Below are 26,218 nucleotides of genomic sequence, written 5' to 3'. Positions count from 1 at the left end.
GGTGGGCAAGGCGGAGAATCTGCAGATATGAGACATTTCGCTACATTAAATATTGGTTCTCGGCTTTTCCGGTGAAGAAAGGCTGTTAAGCTGATGATCAGGAAAATAAAAAAGCCTGATGGCGATATAACGGGGTCTACTGTTGGTGATCCTCAGCACTGCTCTGCGTATCTTTTTACTGAGTCTGGCGACTTTCACGTCGCAGTTTGCGCATGCGAATAGCGCCCCGGTCACACTTGCCTCAGAAAAACCGATTGAAAGCCATTTCCAGTACTGGGAAGACGCCAGCGCCGAAGCGGAACTGGCCGATGTTCGCGCCCTTCCCGATCGCGCCTGGCAGACCAATCCATCGGGTAAGGCCACCTTCGGGATTACCGATTCCGCCTACTGGCTGCGGGTTGAGGTGCAAAACCAGACCGGCCGCGACCAGCTTCTGATTGCAGAGCTGGGCTATTCCCAGCTTGATGACGTGGTGTTTCACGAGCTCTCCGGCGGCACCCTGCTCCGAGAATTCGCCACCGGGGACACCCGCTCTTTCTACCCCAGGGATGTCGACCATCCCAACATGCTATATCGATTCCATGTAGCCCCGGACGCCTCGAAAACGCTTTATATCCGGGTCGCCACCCAGGGCACGATGGTGGTGCCGCTGCAGATCTGGCAGCAGAATGATTTTTACGAAGCCGCTGCCAACGAGCAGAAACTGCACTTTTTCTACTACGGCAGTCTGGCAGTGATCATCCTGATCAACCTGGCCGTGTTCCTGACCCTGCGAGAAAAGCTGTACCTGTTCTACGCCCTGGCCATTTCCGGCTACTTCCTGTTCTTCGCCGCTGTGCGCGGCTATACACTTCAGCACATCTACCCGGGCGCACCGTTTCTTCACACGCATGTGCTTCTGCTGTCGATGCCATTCCTGGCGATGTTCTCGATACTGTTCTGCATGGAGTTCCTCCAGGTGCGCTCTAACAGCCCCAGGCTGTACCGGGCCCTGCAGGCGATGCTCTTGTTTGAGATGCTGTTTTTCCTGTCTGCGCCGCTGCTGGATTACGACACCGGTATCCGGGTGGCGGCCGTTTCCGCGTTCGCATTCTTCTCGCTGCTCCTGGTGGCCGGCCCTGTGGCCTGGGCTGCCGGTGTCAGGGCCGGGGTGTTCTTCACGATCGCCTGGACACCTCTTACGATAGGGGTCTCGGCAACGGCGGGGCGGGCCCTGGGCCTGTTGCCAGAGAATTTCTTTACCGAGTACGCCATGCAGATCGGCTCCGGGCTCGAGGCTTTCATTCTCACGCTTGCCCTCGCCGACCGCCTGTACCGGGAACGGGAACAGAAAATCCAGGCTCAGGCCGATATCCTCAAACAACAGAAGGCCCGCAACGAAGCCCAGACCCAGTTGAATGAAGCACTGACCCACGATCCGGTGACCGGGCTACCAAACCGGAACCGGTTCGAATGGATGGTGGATGAGCAATTGCGGGAAAACCCCAACGGGCGCTTCATGGTGGGCGTTACCCGGATAACGCAGCTCAAGGAAATCAGCCGGACCCTGGGCCTCGACCGTAGCGAACGTTTGCTCAAGGCCATGGCAGAGCATATGACCCGTTTGGCCTCAGGCCTGCCCATGGTTCATCACACCGTCGATGCGCGTGGGAACGATGAGCGGGTATATCAGCTGTCTGGCGACAGTTTTGGTTTGTTGGTGAACGTCAGTAAAACGGCAGACGACTTCCAGTCGCTGGATAACGCACTCAAACAACTGGCGGAACCCGTGTTGCTGGATAACATTGCCATAGAGCCCAATCCCCGGTTTGGTGCCGCCAGCTATCCGGAACATGGCAAGAAAGCCGCTCTGCTGATCCGCAATGCCCATGTCGGCATGGAAATGGCGCCTCATGGCCCGTATCAAACCGGCCTGTATTCCCGCAAGGATGACATCTATGACGAAAGCCGGCTGACGTTGATGTCCGACTTCCGGGAGGCACTGCACCACAATCAGACCGAGCTCTACTATCAGGCTATGAACGATCTCAAAGCACTCCACGAGATTGATCCGGAGCTGACCATCTCAGTGAATATCTCCGCTCGCGATCTCAGTTCTCCAGAACTGATTGGCCTGTTTGAAACCCGCATAAAGCGATATCAGCTACAGGCGGAACAGGTCATCATCGAACTCACCGAAACCGCGGCCATGGACGATCCACACCGGGGCCTGAAAGCCCTGAATGAATTGACGGCGATCGGGCTCAAGCTCTCAATTGACGACTTCGGCGCCGGCTACTCCTCACTCTCCTACCTGAAGAAGCAGCCCGCCAGCGAAATAAAGCTGGACCGCACCCTGCTGCAGGACATCGAGTCCAGCGACAGCGCCCGGATGATTGTGGAAACCGCCATCAGTATGGGCCAGGGCCTGGGTTATCGGGTGGTTGCCGAAGGCATTGAGACCGAAAAATCGGCACACCTCCTTGAATCTCTCGGAGCGGAAATGCTCCAGGGCTACTGGATCTGCCCACCGAATTCACTTGAAGATCTCAAAGCCTGGCTGGATGTTGGAAGACAAGTCACGGGCCGAGGAGACGTTTACTCCTCTGCCAAGCGAAGCGCCCGGCCAAGAGACGTGTAATAACGGTGAAACGCGCGGTTGACTCTTTCCCGTTGCGCGCCAACCGGATAGAGCCCCAGTTTTGCGTCTTCGGATTCTCGGGTTCCGCTCACCAGAAAGGCGTTCTTCACGTTTGCATCCTGCACAAACGCTTCAAACGCCCGGGCGCAAAGCTCTTCAGGCAAGCTGAAATATTGAATTCCTGCCGCTTTGTCCGCCCTCACCGAGCACCGGAAGAGCTCGCTGGGCTCTGCGCCTTTTTCGTCCAGCAGAATCGCCTTGAAGCAGGCCTGCAGTCGATCGTTCAGCGGATGCCGCACAGCGTCGTCACGGCCAAGCCAGAGCTTCGAAGCAAACTGGCCTCTGTGGGCCTCGCCGAAAAGTTTCTCGCCGATGTAATGATCAAAGGCGTGAAACCACTCGTGGGCGATGCTGCCGGGCCCGGCATTTTTGGCCAGTGAGAAGCTGCGCGTGGCCGGCGTGTAGTGGGCCGACACACCCGGTCGGCCGCCAATGCCATATTGAAGAGCCAGGGTGCCACGCAGGGAAACCAGAGACTCGGTGCCGCCAAGAATGGTCATCAGATCGCACAGGGCATCGTAGAACAGCGACGCACTGCGCTGTTTTTCCGGCTCGGTGACCCAGCGGCCAAGCTCGATGGAACGGAACTGGAAACGACGGCGGACGTCGAGAAAGGTAACCGGCGCTCCGGCTCGATGGTCCGGGCCCCGACGGTAAAAGGTTTTAGCCATGGGCTATTGTACGATGAAATTCCGGCCTGTCTTTCAGGCACCGAGAGAAACAGTATTTGGCGGGATTGACCGGTTTTATGTGAATTATGACCGTCTGATTTTCCGCCGGCTTGTGCCACACTGCCAGTACCAATAACGACAATATCCGGACCGAGTGTTTGCCATGACCGACACCCAGACCCATTACCGCACCTGTAACATCTGTGAAGCCATGTGTGGCCTCGAAATCCAGCATCGGGGTAGCGAGATCCTGTCCATCAAGGGCGACAGCAACGACCCGTTCAGCCACGGCCATATCTGCCCGAAAGCCGTTGCACTGCAGGATTTCTACAATGACAAGGACCGCCTGAAAGCACCCATGAAGCGCACCGCGGACGGCTGGCAGGAGATCAGCTGGGAAGCTGCCTTCGAGGAAATCGCCTCGCGGTTTCGCGGCATCCAGCAGGAACACGGGCAGGATGCCGTTGGGGTGTATCTGGGTAATCCAAACGCCCATAACTTCGGCAACGCCATCATGCTGCCGCGGTTCTTCAAGGCGCTGGGCACCAATAACCGCTACAGCTCCGCATCGGCGGACCAGTTACCACACCACGTGGCCTCCAATTACATGCTGGGTGCCGGCATGCTGATTCCGGTGCCGGACATCGACCATACGGATTTCATGCTGATCATTGGTGCCAACCCGATTGTTTCCAACGGCAGCCTGATGACTGCCCCCGGCGTCGGCAAACGCCTGAAGGCCATCCAGCAACGTGGCGGCAAGGTGGTGGTGGTTGATCCACGGCGCACCGAGACCGCGAGAAAGGCCGACCAGCACCTGTTTATCCGCCCGGAAACCGATGCCCTGTTCATGCTGGCCATGGTTCACACCCTGTTTGAGGAACAATTGGTTACCCTTGGTCATCTGGACGACCGGATCGACGGGCTGGAGCAACTGGTCGAGGCCGTCAAACCCTATAGCCCGGAAACCGTGGCGGCAGCCTGTGGTATGACCGCTAACGCCATCCGCGAACTGGCCCGGGAGATGTCAGCTGCGAAGAGCGCCGTTTGCTACAGCCGCATGGGCGCCTCGACGCAGTCGTTCGGCGGCCTCTGCCAGTGGCTCAACAATGTACTGAACATTCTCACCGGCAACTTCGATAGCCGCGGTGGCGCCATGTTCCCCCAGCCGGCCTTTGATCTTGTCAGGGACAAAAAGGGCAAGCCGAGTTCCTATGGCCGTTACGAGTCCCGGGTGCGAAAACTGCCCTACTTCAACAACGAATTCCCCGTGGCTACCCTGGCCGATGAGATCCTGACCCCGGGCGAGGGCCAGATCCGCGCGATGATCACCATCGCCGGCAATCCAGTGCTTTCGGCGCCCGGCGGAGCCCGACTGGAAGACGCCTTCGATGCCCTGGATTTCATGGTGTCGGTGGATATCTACCTGAACGAAACCACCCGCCATGCCGACATCATCCTGCCGGCCACAACCGGGCTGGAAGTGCCGCACTTCGATGTGTTCTTCAACTCTTTCGCCGTTCGCAATACCGCCAAGTTCTCGGAACCGATGTTCGAGAAAGGACCGAGCCAGAAACACGACTGGGAGATTCTGCGGGATCTGGCCCTGCAGTTAACGGGCCTGGAAGACGATGGCGTAACGCCGGAGGCCATGCTGGATCTGGGCCTGAAACACGGCGCCTACGGAAAAGAGGGCATGAGCCTGGAGACCCTGAAAGCCAACCCCCATGGTGTGGATCTGGGACCACTGCAGCCCTGCCTGGCGCAGCGCATCCAGACCGAGGACGGCAAGATCCGCATTGCCCCCGAGCTATACCTGAAGGATCTGAAACGCCTGGATGCCTCAGGCCTGTTGCAGGCAGATGAGACCAGCGACTATCCGTTCACGCTGGTCAGCCGCCGCCTGCCCCGCAGCCACAATACCTGGACCCAGAACTCCCACCGGCTGGTAAAAGGCAAGAACCCGTGCACTTTGCAGATGAACGCGTCAGATGCCCTCAAAATCGGGCTTGAAGACGGACAACTGGCCACGGTTACGTCGGCTTCCGGAAGCATCAACCTGCCAGTAGAAATCGACGACGATATGTTCGAGGGTGTGATCAGCATGCCCCAGGGCTGGGGCCATAACCGGCCGGACACCGCCATGTCGATCGCCGAGGGACAACCCGGCGTGAGCATGAACGACGTCACCGATTCCGGGCGCATTGACGCGTTGACGGGCAATGCGGCGTTCAACGGTACGAGGGTAGCCGTACGCGCAGCCTGATGTGAGATATGGCATGGAGAAGGTTGCGCGTCTTGCTGAACGGGGGAAGGCTGTCAGTCAGTCCTGGTTGGGACTACGGGACAGATTGGCACGCAAGTAATCGTCACTGACTTCCAATTCATAGACAGTTTTCGATTGAACCAGGCAGTCGAGCATTTGTTTACGTGCCCTATGATATTTTTCATCGATTACGTGACGATCTTTCTGCCACGTTTCCCGATCAGGCCACTGAGCATAACCAACCAGGATATTCGGCTTGTCTGAAGTGTGGAGTCTTGAACCAAAACTGCCACAGTGCTCATAGATCGCTTTCGTCACTTCAAGCCAGGCTTCTCGAAATGAAGTCTCTGTGCCTTCCTTGATTTCAAACTCATAAACGGCAACAAACATTCATTTTCTCTCTGAGTGCTAACGCTCGCCATCACCGGTGACAAAACCGCAGCGAAGCGGAGGGTTTGGCATCCGGTGCATGGCATTGTTATGTGGTGCTTGGCTCATTAGTCAGAAGTACTCATTCACCAACCATCATATCGTATTCCATTTTTTTGCAGGAAGTCCCCCTCTCTTTCAAGGTAGGTTTCAGTCCGGCGAGTATAGTCCTCTCCTTCTTTTTGGTAATCGTATGGTTTCGCCTGGTACCGCCCAACCTCAATGGCATTTTCCCCACGATTCATGATCCAGAGCACCACAGTACCGCCAGGTGCCAGCCCCAGCACAAGCGTGTCCCGAGGCCGAACTGCAATCTCACCAAAGCTCTCAAACGGTGCGGGTTCTCTCATTTTCTCCACAATCTCGTCGGGATTATCCAGCTTGATCACAGCCTCGTAGGACTGCTGCTCCGCGAATGAAAACCAACGTATCAGGAACAGTTCAGGGGTGGTTTGCCATTCAGCGCCGGACAGCGGAGCGCTTTTCCAGCAACAAGAGACAATCCCAAATGGGCGACGCCAACCTATATCCTCTGACAAGGACTCAATATAAAACTTATCCACCCAGACATCGTAATGCCTAGGCGCCACAACACCGATACTCCGATAAGTCGAGTTGGGACCTGGCTTTGATCCTTCGGAGGCTGTCTGCTCCGAGCATCCTGACAACAAAAGTAGGCATACACTGAGCACAAGGCCTTGAATTTTCATAGCGCTTCCCCTTCAAATCACTTGGTCTTGTTTGGATGGATAACACGTCGACCATATTTGGCCGGCTGAAACGGGTAAATCGGCCATGCGCCTTTCACGTACATTGTCAGGTAATGATCGGAGTGGTGGATATACCGTTGCTTCAATAGTGCCTTGGACTCCGGGGAGATCAGCAGTTCATTGCCATACCACACATGGGCGGCAAGGTTCCTGGCAACGGGTACAAGCTCTTGAGGTAAAGCATAGGAAGAATCTTTCGGATCGATTTCATCAAAAGGTACCCCCGCATCCACTGCTAACTTGTGCATCAGATAAAGCGGAATTCGGGAATATTCGCCCCGAACTTCTCGATCCAGCCACAGGCGAAGCGTGACATCTCCGCCAGGCAAACCACGTTGGCGCTCCTGTTCTATCTCCAGCGTAGCAAGCGGATTCAGTGGCCCAATCCAGCCCTCACTTTTAATCAGTGCGCGCTCTTGCAACATGCGAGAGAACTCAAAACTTGCTTCGGGATTGCGGCGATCCTTTCCTTTGACCACGAGGGGCGGGCGAACTTCGATACGCTCCTGAAAACGATCCGGGTAACCGCCACCAATATCGGAATGAACACCCGGCAACACCCATTCGCTGAAATGTTCAGGTAAGTTTCCGGATTCGTTTCGCAGGCTGTTCAGTGAAAAGTTGTGTCGACGTTCATCTCGGGCAGCAAATTGCACGGCTCGCTCGACGTGCCCCGGTTTTACGTTAACGTTGATGCGTCCCGTATCGGCATCGTGGGCAGAAAAATCGAGATTATCCAGGTCTGCAACCGCAGTTACGGTATCAAATAGCCCTAGAAAACGGACAGTAACCTTGTTCGGCCAGGGAATTCCCTCCCGCTCGAAGGCCTTGACCAACCTACCTTTATACTCGCCGTATAAAGAGCCAGTGGTGTCATGGATCTCCCGGCTGACGAAATGCCGGGCGGTTGCCGCCCCACGGCTGAAACCAAACACGTCGAGGACCAGTTCGTCGATGGGTTCGGTGACGGCACGGCTTAATCGGAAAGCGAAATCATTACTGCCTTCCTCAATCTTTTTTAGTATGCCTTGCTCACCAAGGCCAAGTCCCATGCTCGGACCGTCATCAGGATCACCAGACTTTGTACCGACGCCAGGCACGTAGGTTGAAATCCTGACTATGGTCTCGCCATTTTCGCCGTGGCCACCTGTTCGCTGATACAGGTTCTCAAGCTTGGACACGTTGGTTTCAGCATTGAGGTAGCTACCACCCATAATCTGCGACAGTTCACTACTGCATTCTTCTTCTGAGATAGCTCCAGCGGCATTGGCCGTCAGACACTCGTCCACCTGCTGCTGATACGTCTGGGTATTGTCCCGGTTATTGCCAGTGCCATCGAAAAAGATGCCAGCCTCTACCCGGACTTTGGGGCGCTCCTCTTCTTCGGGCGAGTCCTCCGGTGACTCGTCCGGCAAGCCTTCATCAATCAACGCGCCTTTCTGCGCAGCTTTGCGAACAAATTCCTGCGGATCTTTATCCAGCAACTCTTTAGCGGCAGGGGTAAGCTGGCCTTTATCATCCAATGCACCCGCCATGGCGAAGTCGACAACTGGCGCGGTGTTGGTCGCTACGCCGAGAATGACCCGGGGATTACCACTGACAATGGAACCGCCATGACTCGTGGGACTGCCAAGGTATGCCACGGGCATGCCATCGGCCTGAGCCAATGGGTAGCCTTGAGTAATGACCGCACCGCAGCCGGTGACATCGCCAACCCGGGCAATGGGTTTGCCTTCAACAAGGATGCTGGAGCCGTTTGGCATGATGGGAGAGGAGCCGTGCCCTTTGATCGGGCAAACATGCATATCGCCGACGCAGGCGGCAATCAGATTGCTCATAGTGAGAGTTCCTTTCAATAAAAAGTAGCTTCCTGGCTACCCTTGGTTAAACATGGTTCAAATCCCGAAATTGTAGCATGGTCAGCACTACATAACGCCTTACTAAAAGGCGGAAAATGTTTGGCTATACTTTGCGACGAAGGAGCACAAGCCAAGCGTTTTGCGTCCTTTTGAGTAAATTGTTAGGGCTAGTCTATGAATTGTTATTGAGCTTCTTTTGTCTTTTAATATAGCTATACAAAAAAACAAACCAAATAAGACTAAAGAATGTAGGTGTTAATGCTTCAAAATATGAACCTAAACTAAGGTAGTACTTCCCATTTTTAGATAAATATACAATAGCAAAATCACCTGGTTGATAGAGGTTGGCATATTTCTTTTTTGAAATACATGTTGAAATATCACCTGGCTTAACATCCCCAATAATAATATTCTCATTGCTTGATAATATTTTTAATTCTACCTCAATGATGCAGGAGTTTCTAAAACCCACATCGGAATACCTATCGAATTCAGAATCAATTATTTCAGCTTCTAGAACTTCAGAGTCTAAGGCACTAAAAACTTCATAAACCTGAAAAGGCATAAAAAATACTGTAAGTCCAAAACTAAAAAAGGTGAGAACTAAAATACAAATACCTTTAAGCTTGTCCATTGGTCAAATCGATCCTTGATAGCCCTAACGCCGAAGCACAGCGGCGGCCTTGGAGTGGCGACGAAGGAGCCACGGAAAGGGCGTCCGGCGGCCATCGGCCGTGTACTGCTGCGACTTGTTATAAATCAGTGACTTTGGTGCTCATGAGAGCACTGTTTCCAGAGAAGCCGAACTTCTCGTACAACCCTTGAGCATCGCGGGTTTGCAACACCATTTGAGTTCCCTTTATGGCCGGGTGTGCAACCAAGCATTCCATGATCCACTGCCCCAAGCCGGCGCCCCGAAACTCGGGCTCAACCACAATATCCGCTACCCAGGTAAACGTAGCACTATCGGTGACTGCCCGCCCAAAACCGATCTGCGTGGGACCACGGTAAAGACTGAAGCAGATGGAGCCTGCAACCATGCGCTCTACGATTTCTCTGGAGCGGCGGCCACCCCAATAGGTTGCAGCAAGCAAGCGGTGGACGATATCCAGCTGCACCTTGGATTTGTCGTCAGTGATTAGGTAATCGTCCTTGCGCCACTCCATCGATGGCCACTCCCTGATTTATAACGCCGAGGTAACCGGCGCCGGAGCGCTAGCGGAGGGCACCAAAAGCGCCACGCTTTTGGCGTCCGGTTGACCGCCTGGTTATGGCCTCGCATGCTTAGTCACCGTATGAATTACAAATTTTCCGCAAACCAAGCAAATGACGAGCATTAGTAAAATTTGGATGGGGAGGTTCGCGGCGAAATACCACCAGTACTGGTCAGATACCTCTTCCTTAGCTGCGACCAAGCGGTCCAAAAATTCCGGAGAGCGCCTCAATGCATTGCCCTCTTCTCGGGAAAGATCTGATATGGACCTGCCATCTAACGCTAATTCAATAGCCTCTTTATTAACGTGCTCTGTCAGTGCTCGCCCATAACTTCCGCCTGCGGCGCTGACAAACACTGCCAAAATTAGGCTGGCAAAAATGGACAGATAAACCTTCTTCTTCACTCGACTTCCTTGTGGTCATAACGCCCGCAGCACGCGCGGCTTTGTAGTGAAGGCGCAGCCGCAACGAAAAAGCCGTCGCTGTGACTGCGATTGTTAGGCCATTACCCGCCATGTCTTGCTCTATGTTGACGTGCCATCTCTTCCAGAACCTCGATCAGCGTCATTCCATTCATTTTTGCAGTCTGTGATGCTGTTCGATGATGCGTCGCAATACCTGAGGGTTCTATTAACGATGACTCCACAACGCCTGAACCACCTGCGACCTCAATGACAAAACCAACATGACTACCATCCGCTTTATCACCAGAGCCAACTATTACCGTTGCCCCGGCAGTCTTTGCCAACCCAGGATCTTCGTATGAACTGAAACGGACTGATGAGGGCTTTATTCCATGATTAGTAAACCACGAATCTGCCTCATCAAGTGCATTGAATGCTTGGTGAGCTTTTACTTTTGATCGCGTTGAGAAGAAAAACCACAACACTAAAACCACAAGTGCGCCGATAATAAATTCACCCATTACTTTCTCCTTATATGAGGAACCCGACTACCACTAAGACTACTCCAACAAGAAATATCACGCCGCCATTTTTCAAAATCACCAATGGCCGGTTCCATTGAGGCTGGCTCATGCAATAGCCCCAGTAAGCAAGCACAACCGCTCCAAGTATGAAAAGCAGAATACTCATGGTCTCTCCTTTTTGGCCTAACGCGAAGCTTAGCGGCGTCCTTGTAATGGAGGCAAAGCCGCAATGAAAAGGGCGTCCGGCGGCCGTAGGCCGCGAACTACAGCGATTTGTTATCTGAGTTTTCCATTGAAGCTCGGTGAATGGCATCAATGTGGACCAAAGCACTGTCAACGTATTTGAACCCGCATTCATACCCATTGAAGGCCACGAAAAGATCTGTGCCAGCAAGAACAACAGCTTGAGCACCTTGCTCGTCACACATCTTCTTGCCAGCCTGGAATATGGTCTCTCTTTGGTCTTCGTTTGCAGCACCAGAAACAGCAATGCTCATGTAGGCTTCATGGACTTTGTTTAGGCTATCGCCAGGCGGAACAACGATTTCGGTCTCTCGAAAACTATCGAACAGCCGTGTCTCCATGACCACCTTGTTGCCCAATACGCCCACCCTTGTGTAGCCGTTTTGAATTAATGCGCTTTCGAGTCCAGACAACGCATCGATAATGGGAATGGGTGACACTTTCTCCAGTTCGGAAATGCAAAAATGTCCAGCTATTGACGTCACTGCCAATGCTTCGGCACCAGCCGCGCTCAAACGATTAGCCAGTACTTCAAAAATTCTGACCTGCGCATCGACATCGCCAACCTGAATGTTGCGTATCAAATCGCTCGCTTGGGCATGGCAAATCGTCAGCTCCATGCGACTATAACCATCTGATGCCTGATCGGCTTTCACCAAGTTACGATAATAGAACTCTGTTGCGGCTGGTCCGATACCACCGATTAGTCCAATGTGCATAGAAACCTCCATGTGGTGAGTTCTTCTTAAAGATAACAGCAATTAGACAGAGCGCTTCATGATTGCAGAAATTTGACCGCTTCGTTATTGCGGCTTCTGGATCACAGTACGCAGTGCCCATAAATTTATAAAACAACAGGTTAGCCCACTACAAACTGGCTTTCCATGTAATCATTTGACATCTGTGATCCACGCTACCAATAATACTGTATAAATAAACAGTATTGGCAGGGAGCCGGGACGCATGAAGGGAAAACAACCTCGCTTACGGGACCAGGTTCATGCGGTTATCCGCGTGAATCATTACAGCATCCGTACCGAAAAAACCTACTGGTACTGGATCCGTTACTTCATTCGTTTTCAGCAAATGAAGCACCCTCGCGATATGGGGCCCCGCGAAGTCAATGAGTTTCTGACCTGGCTCGCTGTCCATCGTAATGTCGCGGCAGCCACTCAGGCGCAGGCCCTGAATGCTCTCGTTTTTCTCTACGACAAGGTGCTGGATAAGCCGCTCGGTGAGATTGGGGAAGTTATTCGCTCAAAGAAACCCCGGAAATTACCCGTGGTTTTGACGCACGAGGAAGCCATGCAGATTATCGACCGGCTTGGTAAAACCGACAGGCTGATTGCTTCCCTGCTCTATGGTTCGGGATTGCGGGTTACCGAGGCCTGTCGCTTGCGCATCAAGGACCTGGATTTTCAGCAGCAGGTGTTAACGGTGCGGGATGGTAAAGGCGCCAAAGACCGGACGACCCTTCTTCCCACAACGCTCCTTGGGCCGTTGCACGATCATGTTGACGCCATCCGCAAGGCCTGGAGACGGCGAGATGAGGAATTCCTGCATCCGGTAAGCCTTCCGTTTGCTCTCGCCCGCAAATACCCCAATGCCGGGAAATCGCTGGAATGGCAGTGGATGTTCCCCTCCCCCACGCTCAGCACGGATAATCTTGGTAATGTCGCTCGCCATCATCGCCATATATCCTCTGTACAGCGGGCTGTGCGCGCGGCTGCACAAGAAGCCGGCATTGGTAAGCGCGCTGGCTGCCACACCTTTCGACATACCTTTGCCACGGAACTCCTGAAGAGGGGAACCGACATCCGCACGGTTCAGGATTTACTGGGCCATGCGGATCTGCGAACCACCCAAATTTATACCCACGTCCTCGGACAAGGTTTCGCAGGGGTGCGCAGTCCGCTCGGCTAGCGGTCAGTAAGCCCTCACCACTCCAACTGAGCCCCGGTCTGGTATTCAATCACCCGCGTTTCAAAGAAGTTCTTTTCCTTGCGCAGGGTGGCCTGCTCGTCTAACCAGGGCGAGACGTTCTTCGCGCCGGGGAACGGCTCTTCCAGGCCGACGGTGCGAGCACGGCGGTTGGCCACGAAGCGGAACTGTTCACTGTGATACTCGGCGGAGTAGCCGAGTATCGGGTCCCGCAGGATGTAATCCGCATAGGCCCTTTCGGCGGCTTCGGATTCGTCCCACATCTCGCGCACGGCCTTCGGGTCGAAGGTGATGTTCTCCTCTTCCACGATCTGGTTGACCACTTTCAGGCCGAATGAGAAGTGCATGGCCTCGTCCCGAAGGATGTACTGCAATTGTTCGCCGGTGCCGCGCATCAGGCCCCGGCGCTGCAGGGCGAAGATAGGGCTGAAGCCGTTGTAGAACCAGGTGCCTTCGAACACCGCCGCGAAGAACAGGTAAGACATGATGAACTCCTGAAGGTCGTCCTTGTTACGCAAGTTCATGTCCGGGCGCATGGCCGCATCCAGCCGGCGGTTGGCAATCTGGATCTTGCCGTTGATGGCGGGCACCACGCGGTAACGGTTGTAGATCTCGCTCTGGTCCAGGTTGAGGGTTTCGATGCAGTGCTGGTAGGCCCAGGTGTGCATGGCTTCCTCGTATACCTGCCGGGCCTGGTAGATCTGCAGCTCGGGCGCGCTCATCTTCTCCATCACCGCCAGGCCGATGTTGCGCATGGCGAGGATGTCGGAAGTGGTGAGGTAAGCCAACACGTTCTCGTACACGTGCTTTTCCGGCGCGGTCAGCCGGTGGTGGTAGTCGTGAACGTCCTGGGCCATGTTCACGTCCAGGGGGGTCCAGTGGTTTTTGTTGGCGTTCATGAAGTACTCCCAGGCCCAGGGGTACTTGAACGGTGCCAGCTGGTTGATGTCGGTTTCGCCGTTGATGACGCGTTTGTCGTCCACGTTCACCGGTGCCGGGGCGCCGGGAGGCGCCGCTTTGGATTCCGTTTTTGGTTCGTCGTCCCAATCAAGCATGGTTTTGCCTCGAAATCGTTAAGTGAGCAGTTACTGACAGGCTTCGCAGTCGGGATCGTCGATGCTGCAAACCTGGGGCTGGGGCGCGGCAACCGGAGCGGTTTTTTCAGCGCCGGTGGCACCCAGGGAGCGCAGGTAGTAGGTGGTTTTCAGCCCACGTTCCCAGGCCAGCTGGTACAGGGCATCCAGCTTTTTGCCGCTGGGCTCGGCCATGTACAGGTTCAGGCTCTGGGCCTGGTCTAGCCATTTCTGGCGCCGGGCGGCGGCTTCCACCAGCCACCTTGCGTCGATCTCAAAGGCAGTGGCGTATCGCGCTTTCAATTCGTTGGGGATGCGGTCGATCTGCTGCACGCTGCCGTCGAAGTATTTGAGATCGTTCACCATCACGTTGTCCCACAGGCCTTCGGCCTTGAGGTCTCGGACCAGGGAGGGGTTGACCACGGTGAACTCGCCGGAGAGGTTCGATTTCACGAACAGGTTCTGGTACGCCGGCTCGATGGACTGGGACACACCCACGATGTTGGAAATCGTGGCAGTCGGAGCGATCGCCATCACGTTGCTGTTGCGCATTCCGTTTTTTGCGATCAGTTCGCGCACGGGAGACCAGTCCAGCCGGGCGTTGGTATTCACGGACAGGTCCCCTTCCCGGCGGTTTTCCTTGAGCAGGTTGATGGATTCGATCGGCAGGATGCCCTGCTGCCAGAGTGAGCCCTCATAGCTCTCATAGGCGCCTCGCTCACCCGCCAGCGAAGCCGAGGCGCGGATGGCGAAGTAGCTGAGTTGCTCCATGGCAAGGTCAGCGAACTCAATCGCTTCCGAGCTGGAATATGGCAGGCCCAATTGATAGAGCGCGTCCTGGAAACCCATGAAGCCGAGACCGACCGGGCGATGCCTGAGGTTGGAATTGCGGGCCTGGGGCACGGCGTAATAGTTGGTGTCGATAACGTTATCGAGCATGCGCACGGCGGTGTTTACCGTCTGTTCCAGGCGCTGCACGTCCAGCTCGCCGTTGGCAATATGGGCGGCCAGGTTCACGGAACCGAGGTTGCATACGGCGATCTCGTCGGCACTGGTGTTCAGGGTGATTTCCGTGCACAGGTTAGAGCTGTGCACCACGCCCCGGTGCTGCTGGGGAGAGCGCAGATTGCACGGGTCCTTGAACGTGATCCAGGGGTGGCCGGTTTCGAACAGCACGGTGAGCATCTTGCGCCAGAGCTGCTTGGCCGGGATTTTCTTGAACAGCTTGATTTTGCCCTGCTCTGCGAGGGCTTCGTAATGCTCGTAGCGTTCACGGAAGGCGTTGCCGTACAGGTCGTGCAGATCCGGCGCATCGCTGGGAGAGAACAGGGTCCAGTCACGGTCTTCGCGCATGCGCTCGATCAGCAGATCGGGCACCCAGTTCGCCGTATTCATGTCGTGGGTTCGGCGGCGTTCGTCGCCGGTATTCTTGCGCAGCTCCAGGAACTCCTCGATGTCCAGGTGCCAGCTTTCCAGGTAGGCACACACCGCGCCTTTACGTTTGCCGCCCTGGTTGACCGCCACGGCGGTGTCGTTGACTACTTTCAGGAAGGGCACCACGCCCTGGCTCTGGCCGTTGGTTCCTTTGATGTGGGAGCCCAGCGCACGAACTGGCGTCCAGTCGTTACCCAGACCGCCAGCCCATTTCGACAGCATGGCGTTATCACGGATGGCGCCGTAGATGTCTTCAAGATCGTCGCCTACCGTCGTCAGATAACAGGACGACAGCTGAGAATGGCGGGTACCGCTGTTGAACAGCGTGGGTGTGGACGCCATGTAGTCAAACGACGACAACAGGTTGTAAAACTCGATGGCCCGGGCATTCGGGTCATCTTCGCGCAGGGCCAGGCCCATGGCAACGCGCATGAAAAATACCTGGGGCAATTCCAGGCGGGCCTTGTTCCAGTGCAGGAAGTAACGGTCGTACAGGGTTTGCAGACCCAGGAAGCCGAATTGCAGATCCCGCTCCGGCTGAAGGGCAGCGCCGAGGCGCTCCAGATCGAAAGCAGCCAGGGCTTCGTCCAGCAGTTCATAACGAATTCCCGCCTCGACAAAGGCGCTCAGGGCCTGTGGATAAATCTCAGCCAATGGCAGACTGATGGGCAGGCCCAGGGCAGCGGCATTCTCCAAACGCAGCTGTTCCAGCAGTAGACGAGCGGTGACCGCGCTGTAGTCCGGCTCCCGCTCAATCCGGCTGCGGGCCGTCATGATCAAAGCCGACAGCACGTCTTCCTCGGCGATGCCGTCATAAAGGTTGGTCAGGGCATCGTCCACCAGGGAATCACCGTCAATGCCCTCCAGCCCTGTGGCGGCCTGCTCCACCTGCAGTTTCATCAGGCCCAGATCCAGCGGAGCAATCTCGCCACTGGTCTTTTTCACCGTCAGATGGGGGTGTGCCTCAACCGGCGCATGGCGGGCGCGCTCGCGGGCATGCTCTTCCCGATACAGGACGTAGGCGCGGGCCACCTTCTGTTCTTCGGCCCGCATCAGGGCCAGTTCCACCTGATCCTGGATGTCTTCGATATGTACCTTGCCACCAGCCTTCAGGCGACGGCCAATCGCCTGGATAACCTGGTCGGTCACCCGGTGTACCGCGTCATTGATACGCGCGGAACCGGCGGCGGTGTCGCCCTCAACTGCGAGGAAGGCTTTGGTTACGGCGATGCTGATCTTCGAGGGGTCGAAGCCGACAAGCGTGCCGTTGCGCTTGATGACCTGAAGGGATTCGGTGTCCGTGTGCGAGGTTGGCCGGGGTTCGGCCAGGGCTGAGGCAGACATGCAGTGTTCTCCTGAATACGCGTTGAGTTCCTTTCACCATCGCGTACGCAGGGGCACACCTCGCCATGGGAATGGCTGGGCATAACCGGTCTGCTCACCCTGGGTCGCGAAGGTGCAGTTGGGAGCCGTAAGGCTCCTTCATCCCTGGCAGGTCTTCGGACTCAGGGGCGTGAATCGATAGATTCGGCCTCGTGTGGCGACTTCCCGGCTTTCGCCAGTGTCTTGATGCCACGCTTGTTCCCCAATACCGCTGCGCGTCAGTTCCGGAGTCTCACCGGATTCCCGATACCAGAATGGCTGAGATGATCACACGTTGACCGAGTTGGTTACGCACTGATCACTACATCTGGTATTTGACCAAGGATTAAAACACTATATACACGATATTCAGAAGGGACAACCTGAAGAAACAAAAAAGGCCCCGGAGAGGGGGCCAAACACGTGACAGTCTCAACTCAGCCAATCAGTGGCTGATCATCCAGGGCCGCATGGAGGGAAACATCTTCTTCCCGTCAGCGGTGTAAAACAGCATGGACTTTCCGGGTTTCGGGGAGCCACAGCCGCAGGCGCGACTGTGCTCCTTATCATTCGCCCTTCGGTCTGCGGTGGAAAACACCGGCTCATGCCGGGACCGCTCGTTCCGGTCCTCGGCCGCCCTTTTGGCTGGGTCCACGGCGGCAATGTGGGATGGCAATACGATCACCCGCGGCGACATGGCCTTGCAGGTGGGGCATTGCGCCGGCTTGGCCGCATCCTCCATGGTGGCCAGTGTGTGAAAGAGGCCATGTTCACGGCACTTGTAGTCATACACGGGCATGGCGATTACTCCTTATCTTTCGACAGCGGTACGTCCATGCCCCCGCTGACTTTCTTCTGCGGACCCTCAGCGGACGGGTTAATGTCGAAGTCGAAGATGCCCGTCGGCAACCAGAGTGTGGCGCAGGCGTTCGGGATATCCACCACGCCGCTGATGTGGCCTTCCACCGGCGCACAACCCAGAATCGCGTAGGCCTGAGCCCTGGTGTAACCGAACTTGGTCATGTATTCGATGGCGTTCAGACACGCCTGACGATAAGCCACGTGCACGTCCAGGTAATGCTGGCCGCCGTCCTCGTCTACAGAGATGCCTTCAAAGATCACATAGTCGTCGTAACGGGGCTTGATCGGGCTGGGCTTGAACACCGGATTCTTGATGCCGTACTTCTTCACGCCGTCCTTGATCAGGTTTACCCGCAGGTGAATCCAGCCGGCCATTTCGATGGCGCCACAGAACGTGATTTCACCGTCGCCCTGGCTGAAGTGAAGGTCGCCTACGGAGAGGCCGGCACCGTCCACGTACACCGGGAAATACACCTTGGAGCCACGGGACAGATCCTTGATGTCACAGTTGCCACCGTGTTCCCGTGGCGGCACGGTACGGGCGGCTTCGTCGCCGGCAGCCTTGGCCGCGTCACCGGTCATCTGGCCCATGTGGGCGGTCTCACCATTGGGCAGTGTTGCCAATTCCGGCACACGCTCCGGATCGGTCGCGACCAGTCCGGCCTCACGCTTGTTCCAGGTGTCCAGCAATTCTTTGGAGGGCAGGCAGCCAATCAGGCCCGGGTGAATCAGGCCAGCAAATTCCACGTTGGGAATGTGGCGGGATTTGGTGAACATGCCGTTGAAGTCCCAGATGGATTTCTGGGCCTCCGGGAAGTGTTCGGTCAGGAAGCCACCGCCGTTCTGCTTGGAGAAGAAGCCGTTAAAGCCCCACTGGCTCTCTTCGAAGGTGCCGATGTCGAGGATGTCGACTTCCAGCAGGTCGCCCGGCTCCGCGCCCTCGACCCCGATCGGTCCCGACAGGAAGTGAACCTGGCTGAGATCAACATCGCGCACGTCGTCGGCGCTGTCGTCGTTCTTGATCTGACCGCCGGTCCAGTCATAGCACTCAACGATGAAATCGTCGCCCGGCTTGACGGTAGCCACCAGCGGAATATCCGGGTGCCAGCGGTTGTGGATTTTGTCGTTCTCATAGGCCGACTTGTTTAGATCGATCTTGATAATGGTTTCAGCCATAACGGGCGCTCCTTGGTGTTGGCTTGCACGATTAGGTAACAGCTTTACTATCCGAAATCCCGTCCCTGTGAGGTATTCGCGAAATGCCCCCGGTGCCTACGTCATTCGACGTATTGGTGCACCGTGACCTCACTGCCCTGCAGGCCGGCTTCAAACCGCCGACAGTCCGGATACGCCAGCAACGCCCGGGCAACGGCGGGTTCCAACCGCTGGCGAAAAGCCCGCAGCAGTTCCCGGGCGCCATAGCGAGCGTCGTAGCCACGGCACAGTTCCTCTCGCAGCTCAGGCGACAGCGACAGCTCGGCGTGCTTTCTGGACAACCGGCGATTGAGGCCCGCCAGCTCAATGTCCAGCAGGGCGTCCAGCCAGTTGTCGGTAAGTCGGTTGAAGGTGAAGATCTGATCAATCCGGTTGAGGAATTCCGGGTCAAAGTGCCGGCGCAGAGCGGTATCGCGAATGGCCTCGCCGTTGCCAGGTGATAAACCGAGCCAGCGGCGCCAGCCCTGCTGGTAGCCCTGCTCATGCGTCTCCGCCTCCAGCGCACCGGCGTTGCTGGTCATGAAGATCAGGGTGTTGCGGAAGTCGATCTCGCGGTTGCCGGAGGGAAACACCAGCCGACCGGTGTCCAGCACGTTCAGCAGCGTGCGCACCACTTCCTTGCTGGCTTTTTCGATTTCATCAAACAACACAATGCCGGGTTTGCTGAACGAGCCCTGTACCTTGTCCAGATCGAACAGGCTGTGGCCTTCCTTACTGCCCACGTAGCCCGGCGGTGCACCAGTCAGGGCAGCCGCGTAATGCTCCTGGGCCAGGGTGTTCATGTCGATACGACACAGCCCATCGCGATTACCGTGGATGGCTTCGGCAATGAGGCGCACGGTTTCGGTTTTGCCCACGCCGGTAGGACCCAGGAACAGGTGCACCGCCAGCGGCCGGTTGTCCTCGCCGATATCGGCTTTCACCCGCACCAGCATGGATTCCATGGCGGCCAGGGCCTCATCCTGGCCGACGATATTTTCCCGCAGTCTGGCCATCACGGCCTCGGGCTCGAAGCGGAACCGGGAAGCACGAACCGGGCCTGAGGCGGCCCGGTTCTTTTCAATGGTTTCCCGATTGGCTTCCAGCCGTTCGTTGATAAACGGCATGAACGCCTCCCGGGCTCAGGCCCCTGCGGATTTTTCCTTGCCGTCGAACGGCAGCTCGCCCACCGGGCACTCGGCGGTACCTACCGTCTTCCGGGTCATGGCCTCCACGTTTTCCTGCGCCTTCTGGGCGTCCATCACCCAGGTACGGTAGAACTCGAACGGACAGTCGGCCACGCCCTTGTCGCCGTCCCCGGAGGCATGCACACCGGTGTAGCCCCGGTGCAGCAGCTTGAACAGGTGATTCTGGGACTGGTCGTTCGCACGGGCATCACGGATCTGGCTTACGGACAGCTGGGCATACTGAATGCCCATGTCTTCCTCACCGCATTCCCCGAGGGTACGGCCATCGAAGCCAATGATCGCGGAGTGGCCGAAGTAGGAATACACGCCGTCAAATCCGGCGGCGTTGGCCACCGCAACGTAACAGTTGTTGGCCCAGGCCATGCTCTTGGCCATCATCACCTGCTGTTCCTTGGCCGGGTACATGTAGCCCTGACAGCGAACAATCAGCTCCGCCCCCTTCATGGCGCAATCGCGCCAGATCTCGGGATAGTTGCCGTCGTCGCAGATGATCAGGCTGATCTTCATGCCCTTTGGCCCCTCGGTGACGTAGGTGGTGTCACCCGGATACCATCCCTCGATCGGACACCAGGGGATACACTTGCGGTATTTCTGGACGACCTCACCCTCGTTGTTGATCAGAACCAGGGTGTTGTACGGCGCCTTGTTGGGGTGATCCTCGTGTCGCTCTCCGGTGAGCGAAAACACGCCCCAGGTGTTCGCCTCACGACAGGCGGCGGAGAAGATGGCCGTTTCGTCACCGGGCACGGTGGCCGCGGTTTCCATCATTTCCTCGTTGTCGTACATGATGCCCATGGTGCTGTATTCCGGGAACACCACCAGGTCCATGCCCGGCAGGCCGACCTTCATACCCTTGATCATGTCAGCGATGTTGCGGGCGTTGTCCAACACCTCGGCTTTGGTATGCAGCCGCGGCATCTTGTAGTTCACCACCGCCACGCCGACGGTATCGTCGCTGCTGGAAATATCACCGTGTCTCATCGTTCTGCTCCTCGTTAAACCGCCAGATAGCTCGCAATCTTGTCCTGATCCGCTTCTTCGCGGCTCTCTTCGTGCACAATCGCGCCCTTTTCAATCACCAGGATCCGGTCTGCCGCATCCATCACGAAGCTCAGAACCTGCTCCGACACCACAATCGACAGGCCCCGCTCATCCCGGATGCGCCGAAGGGTCTGCGCAATTTCCTTGATAATGTTGGGCTGGATACCTTCCGTGGGTTCGTCAAGCAGCAGCACCTTGGGCCGGGTGGCCAGTGCCCGGGCAATAGCCAGCTGTTGTTGCTGACCGCCGGAAAGGTTGCCACCACGCCGGTTCTGCATTTCCTTCAGTACCGGGAACATCTCGTAGAGGTCCTCGGGTACCTTCTTCTCACCCACGGCGGCCAGGCCGGTCTCGATATTCTCCCGTACCGTCAGTGTCGGAAAGATCATCCGCCCCTGCGGCACGAAACCGATTCCGGCGCGCACACGCTGGAAGCTCTTCAGGCCGGAAAGGTCGTTCCCATCCAGGCTGACCTCACCGCCTCGCGTGGGGGTCATGCCCACCAGGGATTTCATCAGCGTGGTCTTGCCCATGCCGTTTCGCCCCACCACGGCGACTATTTCGTTCTTTGCCACGTCGAGGTTGAGGTCATCGATGATGGTGCTTTGGCCGTAGGCCACCGAATGATGTTTGATGCTCAGCATGATCAGTGCCCCAGGTAGACTTCGATGACTTTCGGGTCCGATTTCACGTGCTCGATGGACCCTTCGGAAAGAACTTTGCCCTGATGCATGACCGTGACCCGGTCAGCGATATCACCGACAAACTGCATATCGTGCTCGATCACCAATACCGTATGGTCCCTGGTAATCACCCTCAGCAGCTCGGCGGTTTTCTTGCGCTCGGTGACGGACATCCCGGCTACCGGCTCATCCAGCATCAGCAGGTCCGGTTTCTGGATCAGCAGCATGCCGATCTCCAGCCACTGCTTCTGGCCATGGCTCAACGATGCAGCCGGCTCATTCAGGGCCTCGGTCAGGAAGATGGTTTCAGCCACCTCCTCCACAGCATTGATCACCTCCGCGTCGCGCTTGAATCCCAGGGCGCCCATCACGCTGTGTCCCTTTGGGTAGGACACTTCAAGGTTTTCAAAGACGGTCAGGTCCTCGAACACGGACGGGGTCTGGAACTTCCGGCCCACACCCGAGTGAACAATCTGGTGCTCCTTGAGCTTGGTAAGCTCCTTACCGTCAAACTTGATGGAGCCGGACGTGGCCTTGGTCTTGCCGCAGATCAGGTCCAGAACCGTGGTTTTACCGGCACCGTTGGGGCCGATGATGACCCGGATTTCCTTGGGATCGAGGTAGAAGGACAGGTCATCCACGGCCTTGAAGCCATCGAATGACACGGTCAGGCCTTCGACCGCCAGCAGGAAATCCCCACTTTTGCTTTTGGCTGCACTCATCACGATTTCTCCGGGCTGTAGGAATCGATCATCGGATCGTAATCAGGAGTCTTCTCAGCGGTCGGCTTCGGCTCTGCGGCTTTTTCCGCGGGCTTGGCCTCCAGCTGTGCACCCTTGTTGCGCTTGAAGATCTTGTCTTCCAGGGGCATGACGTAGGTCTGATACAGGCCGGCCAGACCGTTCGGGAAGGCCAGTACGACACCGATAAACAACGCACCCATGGCAAACGGCCAGAGTTCCGGGAAGGATTCCGAGAAGCCACTCTTGGCGGCATTCACGAGCAAGGCACCGTAGACCGCGCCGAGGATGGACAACCGGCCACCCAGGGCACAGAAGATGACCATCTCGATGGAAGCGACGATGCCGATGAACGACGGCGACATGAAGCCAACAATCAGGGTGAACATGGCACCACCGACGCCTGCAAAAGCCGCTGCCAGGCAGAACACGAAGATCTTGAAGGCGGCAACGTCATAGCCGGAAAAACGCACTCGGTTTTCCTGGGCGTTCATGGCCACCAGGATGCGGCCCAGCTTCCGGTTCTGGACCAGGCGCGCCACAAACAGGCAAAGGAACAGCATGCCAACACAGACAAAGTACAGGATGGTCCGGGCTTCATCGGTGCGGATGTCCCAGCCGTTCAGCGTCTGCAGATCGGTAATGCCGTTCACACCGCCGGTATAGCCCTGCTGTCCGATAATCAGGATCGTCAGGATTGCGGCGATGGCCTGGGTGATGATGGCGAAGTACACGCCCCCCACCCGCCGGGTGAACATGGCGAAGCCGATAACGAACGCCAGCAGAACCGGCACACCGATCACCGCCAGCAGGGTGAAGGAGAAGCTGTGGAACGGTTCCCAGAACCAGGGCAGCTCGGTGAGCTGGTTCCAGTCCATGAAATCCGGGATGCCGGGGGTGGACTGGATGGCGGTGGCCTCCGGAGTGGAAGCCTCCAGCTTCAGGAACATGGCCATGCAGTAGCCGCCAAGACCAAAGAACACACCCTGGCCCAGGCTGAGAATGCCGGCCTTGCCCCAGCACATCACCAGGCCAATGGCGACAAAGGCGTAGGTCAGGTACTTGCCCACCATGTTCAGGCGGAATGGGTCCAGCGCCAGTGGCAAAAGCACCACCAACAACACGGCCAGTGCGACGTAATACAGTCCCTCGCGGGTGGCAAACCATTTCAATGGGGATGAACTCTTCATGACAATCTCCTAGCGACGGACCTTGAGGGCCATGAGTCCTTCTGGACGCAGCATCAGGATGCCGACGACGACCAGCAGGGTGAGCACCTTGGCCATGGAACCACTGAGGAAGAACTCCATGGTGGACTGGGCCTGGGATATACCGAAGGCGGACACAATGGTGCCGATCAGGCTCTGGGCACCGCCAAACACCACCACCAGGAAGGTGTCTACGATATAAGCCTGGCCAGAGGACGGACCGGTGGAACCGATCATGGTGAAGGCAGCACCCGCGACGCCGGCGATGCCACACCCGAGGGCAAAGGTGGCTCGGTCGATACCGGCACTGTTGATACCAACGGCTTCAGCCATGGGGCGATTCTGAACCACCGCCCGCACTTTCTTGCCATAGCCGGATCGGTACATCAGGAAATACACGCCCACGGCAATGGACAGCGCGATGATCATGACGAACAAGCCGTTGATGGGCAGCTCCACCAGGTCAGTCACCTGGATCGCCCCCATCATCCACTCGGGCAGGTCCACACCCACTTCCCGGGCGCCAAAGATGGATCGGTAAGCCTGCTGCATGATCAGGCTCAGACCCCAGGTGGCCAGAAGGGTATCCAGTGGTCGGTGATAGAGTCGCCGTATCATGAGCCATTCGACGAAAGCCCCCAGGGCAGCACAAATCAGGAAAGCCAGAACCATGGCGACGAAGAAGTAGCCGCCGAAGAGGCTCGGCAGATAGGACTGGAAAAAACCGGATGTCAGGTAGGTGGTGTAGGCGCCGAGGATCATGAACTCCCCGTGGGCCATATTGATCACCCCCATCTGACCAAAGATGATGGCCAGGCCCAACGCCATCAGTACGAACACTGAAAACAGGGAGAGCCCGGCAAACCCCTGCATGGCAAATATCGACATCAATTCACTGCTGGTGTAGCCATCAAACATGACCCTTACTCCCCTTTAGACCAACTAACCCTTCAAACCCTTAATCTCGTGTTCAGAGGCAACGGATGCTGGCGCCCGGGGGCGCCAGCAGTCCGGGCTTATTGGTAGCCTTCCGGGAACGGGTCCGGTTCCATCAGTTCTTCGGTCTCGTAGACAACCTTGTACTGGCCGTCAGGTTGAGCCTGGCCGATACGGGTCTTGGACCACAGGTGATGGTTTTCGTGGATGCGCACGTAACCTTCTGGCGCTTTGGTGAACTCAATGCCTGCGAATTCTTCACGGATCTTGTCGATGTCGAATGAGCCGGCTTTTTCAACCGCAGCTTTCCACAGCCATGGGCCGAGATAAGCCGCCTGGGTCACGTCACCGATGACCATGTCATCGCCGTAGGCTTCCTTGAAGGCCGCAACAAATTCCTTGTTGTTGGGGTTATCGAGGCTCTGGAAATACTTCATGGAGGCGTAGATGCCGTCCACGTTCTCACCGCCGATACCGCGGATTTCGTCCTCGGTCACGGAGATGGTCAGCAGAAGGGGCTTCTCATCAGTGAAATCGATACCGGCCGCTTTCATCTGCTTGTAGAAGGCCACGTTGGAGCCACCGACAACCGAGGCAAAGATCACGTCCGGCTTGCGCAGCTTGATCTTGTTGATCACCGAGTTGAACTGGGTGTGACCCAGCGGATAGTACTCTTCGCCAGAGACCTTGAGGCCCAGCTTGTCCTCGATGTGCTTGCGGGCGATCTTGTTCGAAGTACGGGGCCAGATGTAGTCCGATCCGAGCAGATAGAAGCTCTTGGCACCCTTGGTTTCTGCGGCCCAGTCGATACTGGCAAGAATCTGTTGCGTCGCTTCCTGGCCGGTGTAGACCACGTTGGGCGACTGCTCAAGACCCTCGTAGAAGGTGGGGTAATAGAGCATGCCGTTGTATTGCTCGATGACCGGGAGAACGGCCTTGCGGGAAGCCGAGGTCCAGGCGCCGAAGATCGCAGCAACGTTGTCCTGGCGCAGTAGCTTCCGGGATTTTTCAGCGAAGGTCGGCCAGTCACTGGCGCCGTCTTCCTGGACGAATTCAATCTGGCGGCCCAGGACACCACCGGAGGCGTTGATCTGGTCAATAGCCAGCTTTTCCGCCTGAACCGAGCCAATCTCACTGATCGCCATTGTGCCGGTGATGGAGTGCAGAATGCCGACCGTAACGGTGTCGTCCGTCACCGCCAGACCAGTCGTGTTGACCTCTGCTGTGGCCGGCACTGCCGCCTGTGCCGACGTCGCAAGCATGACGGAAGCCGCCAGCGTCATCAGGCTCTTTTTCAGCCCCAGTCCCTTACCGAACGACCGCCCGTTGGCGGCTTGATCTGTCGTATCCATGGTGATTCCTCGCAGTTTTTGAAGTCCGGATCCGCGCTTCCCTTCGAAAGCACAGTGCCCACGAGAATCATTCTGCTCGGCACCCGTACAGGTGCCCATTCGGCAATCGCCCCAGCGCGCTACG

24 protein-coding genes and 1 riboswitch are annotated in these 26,218 nt (G+C 56.7%); of the genes, 3 read left to right on the top strand and 21 right to left on the bottom strand.

From position 1 onward, the window contains the following. Window positions 1–145: 145 nt before the first annotated feature. On the top strand, window positions 146–2,620 hold the full coding sequence (locus tag BM035_RS06015; RefSeq protein ID WP_254775392.1) for a 7TM diverse intracellular signaling domain-containing protein: 2,475 nt from the start codon (window positions 146–148) through the stop codon (window positions 2,618–2,620). Here BM035_RS06015 and BM035_RS06010 read toward each other — a convergent pair. After that, window positions 2,578–3,351 carry a CLCA_X family protein gene (locus BM035_RS06010; protein ID WP_092030693.1) on the bottom strand — a complete coding sequence of 258 codons (774 nt, stop codon included), beginning with the start codon at window positions 3,349–3,351 and terminating at the stop codon, window positions 2,578–2,580. The genes BM035_RS06015 and BM035_RS06010 overlap by 43 nt on opposite strands. A gap of 163 nt (window positions 3,352–3,514) precedes the next feature. Between BM035_RS06010 and BM035_RS06005 the strand changes: the two genes are divergently transcribed. Then, complete coding sequence (locus BM035_RS06005; protein ID WP_092030692.1) at window positions 3,515–5,617, top strand: molybdopterin-dependent oxidoreductase; 2,103 nt, start codon at window positions 3,515–3,517, stop codon at window positions 5,615–5,617. Window positions 5,618–5,674: 57 nt separating this feature from the next. Here BM035_RS06005 and BM035_RS06000 read toward each other — a convergent pair whose 3' ends face one another. The 9 genes from BM035_RS06000 to BM035_RS05965 form a co-directional block, all read right to left on the bottom strand. Next, a complete protein-coding gene (locus BM035_RS06000) occupies window positions 5,675–6,007 on the bottom strand; it encodes a putative quinol monooxygenase (protein WP_092030690.1) in 333 nt (110 codons plus the stop codon). A gap of 125 nt (window positions 6,008–6,132) precedes the next feature. Further along, window positions 6,133–6,756 (bottom strand): DUF2931 family protein, encoded by a 624-nt coding sequence (locus BM035_RS05995; RefSeq protein WP_092030689.1) that lies wholly within the window; start codon window positions 6,754–6,756, stop codon window positions 6,133–6,135. A 17-nt stretch (window positions 6,757–6,773) separates the two neighbouring features. After that, window positions 6,774–8,654: a phospholipase effector Tle1 domain-containing protein gene (locus BM035_RS05990; RefSeq protein WP_092030687.1), complete on the bottom strand. Its 1,881-nt coding sequence runs from the start codon at window positions 8,652–8,654 to the stop codon at window positions 6,774–6,776. A 193-nt stretch (window positions 8,655–8,847) separates the two neighbouring features. Continuing rightward, entirely contained in the window at window positions 8,848–9,309 is a 462-nt protein-coding gene (locus BM035_RS05985) for a hypothetical protein (protein WP_092030685.1), read from the bottom strand. 118 nt (window positions 9,310–9,427) lie between these two features. Continuing rightward, on the bottom strand, window positions 9,428–9,841 hold the full coding sequence (locus BM035_RS05980) for a GNAT family N-acetyltransferase (protein WP_092030683.1): 414 nt from the start codon (window positions 9,839–9,841) through the stop codon (window positions 9,428–9,430). Window positions 9,842–9,943: 102 nt separating this feature from the next. Beyond that, window positions 9,944–10,294, bottom strand: a complete 351-nt coding sequence (locus tag BM035_RS05975) for a hypothetical protein (protein ID WP_053114992.1) — start codon at window positions 10,292–10,294, stop codon at window positions 9,944–9,946. A 101-nt stretch (window positions 10,295–10,395) separates the two neighbouring features. Then, window positions 10,396–10,815 carry a hypothetical protein gene (locus tag BM035_RS05970; RefSeq protein ID WP_092030681.1) on the bottom strand — a complete coding sequence of 140 codons (420 nt, stop codon included), beginning with the start codon at window positions 10,813–10,815 and terminating at the stop codon, window positions 10,396–10,398. 10 nt (window positions 10,816–10,825) lie between these two features. Further along, window positions 10,826–10,984: a hypothetical protein gene (locus BM035_RS22600; protein WP_175497347.1), complete on the bottom strand. Its 159-nt coding sequence runs from the start codon at window positions 10,982–10,984 to the stop codon at window positions 10,826–10,828. Window positions 10,985–11,081: 97 nt separating this feature from the next. Next, a complete protein-coding gene (locus tag BM035_RS05965) occupies window positions 11,082–11,780 on the bottom strand; it encodes an aspartate/glutamate racemase family protein (protein ID WP_175497346.1) in 699 nt (232 codons plus the stop codon). Between the two features lie 244 nt (window positions 11,781–12,024). Here BM035_RS05965 and BM035_RS05960 point away from each other — a divergent pair, with 244 nt between their 5' ends. Further along, window positions 12,025–12,984, top strand: coding sequence for an integron integrase (locus BM035_RS05960; RefSeq protein WP_092030678.1), 960 nt, complete (start codon window positions 12,025–12,027; stop codon window positions 12,982–12,984). A 14-nt stretch (window positions 12,985–12,998) separates the two neighbouring features. On the opposite strand, the gene BM035_RS05955 is transcribed toward BM035_RS05960, so the two are convergent. The 11 genes from BM035_RS05955 to urtA form a co-directional block, all read right to left on the bottom strand. Continuing rightward, window positions 12,999–14,057 carry a ribonucleotide-diphosphate reductase subunit beta gene (locus tag BM035_RS05955; RefSeq protein WP_092030676.1) on the bottom strand — a complete coding sequence of 353 codons (1,059 nt, stop codon included), beginning with the start codon at window positions 14,055–14,057 and terminating at the stop codon, window positions 12,999–13,001. Window positions 14,058–14,087: 30 nt separating this feature from the next. Then, window positions 14,088–16,853: a ribonucleoside-diphosphate reductase subunit alpha gene (locus BM035_RS05950; protein ID WP_092030675.1), complete on the bottom strand. Its 2,766-nt coding sequence runs from the start codon at window positions 16,851–16,853 to the stop codon at window positions 14,088–14,090. A 129-nt stretch (window positions 16,854–16,982) separates the two neighbouring features. After that, window positions 16,983–17,161, bottom strand: a riboswitch (cobalamin riboswitch). A gap of 155 nt (window positions 17,162–17,316) precedes the next feature. Next, the gene (locus BM035_RS05945) at window positions 17,317–17,670 is read right to left on the bottom strand and encodes an FmdB family zinc ribbon protein (protein ID WP_092030673.1); all 354 of its coding nucleotides are present in this window, start codon (window positions 17,668–17,670) and stop codon (window positions 17,317–17,319) included. A 5-nt stretch (window positions 17,671–17,675) separates the two neighbouring features. After that, window positions 17,676–18,908 (bottom strand): formamidase, encoded by a 1,233-nt coding sequence (fmdA, locus tag BM035_RS05940; RefSeq protein WP_092030671.1) that lies wholly within the window; start codon window positions 18,906–18,908, stop codon window positions 17,676–17,678. A 101-nt stretch (window positions 18,909–19,009) separates the two neighbouring features. After that, entirely contained in the window at window positions 19,010–20,053 is a 1,044-nt protein-coding gene (locus tag BM035_RS05935) for an AAA family ATPase (RefSeq protein WP_092030669.1), read from the bottom strand. A 15-nt stretch (window positions 20,054–20,068) separates the two neighbouring features. Continuing rightward, window positions 20,069–21,115: an aliphatic amidase gene (locus BM035_RS05930; protein WP_053113349.1), complete on the bottom strand. Its 1,047-nt coding sequence runs from the start codon at window positions 21,113–21,115 to the stop codon at window positions 20,069–20,071. Window positions 21,116–21,129: 14 nt separating this feature from the next. After that, complete coding sequence (urtE, locus tag BM035_RS05925; RefSeq protein ID WP_014578803.1) at window positions 21,130–21,819, bottom strand: urea ABC transporter ATP-binding subunit UrtE; 690 nt, start codon at window positions 21,817–21,819, stop codon at window positions 21,130–21,132. A gap of 2 nt (window positions 21,820–21,821) precedes the next feature. Then, window positions 21,822–22,580, bottom strand: coding sequence for an urea ABC transporter ATP-binding protein UrtD (urtD, locus tag BM035_RS05920; protein ID WP_053113350.1), 759 nt, complete (start codon window positions 22,578–22,580; stop codon window positions 21,822–21,824). Continuing rightward, a complete protein-coding gene (urtC, locus tag BM035_RS05915; RefSeq protein WP_014578805.1) occupies window positions 22,580–23,788 on the bottom strand; it encodes an urea ABC transporter permease subunit UrtC in 1,209 nt (402 codons plus the stop codon). Before urtC ends, urtD begins: the two co-directional genes overlap by 1 nt. Before the next feature lie 9 nt (window positions 23,789–23,797). Then, window positions 23,798–24,724, bottom strand: coding sequence for an urea ABC transporter permease subunit UrtB (gene urtB, locus BM035_RS05910; protein ID WP_014578806.1), 927 nt, complete (start codon window positions 24,722–24,724; stop codon window positions 23,798–23,800). 98 nt (window positions 24,725–24,822) lie between these two features. After that, on the bottom strand, window positions 24,823–26,094 hold the full coding sequence (gene urtA / locus BM035_RS05905; protein WP_014578807.1) for an urea ABC transporter substrate-binding protein: 1,272 nt from the start codon (window positions 26,092–26,094) through the stop codon (window positions 24,823–24,825). Window positions 26,095–26,218: the final 124 nt, after the last annotated feature.

The organism is Marinobacter sp. DSM 26671, assembly GCF_900112835.1.
GTDB lineage: Bacteria > Pseudomonadota > Gammaproteobacteria > Pseudomonadales > Oleiphilaceae > Marinobacter > Marinobacter flavimaris.
This window is presented reverse-complemented; position numbering and strand designations above follow the sequence as displayed.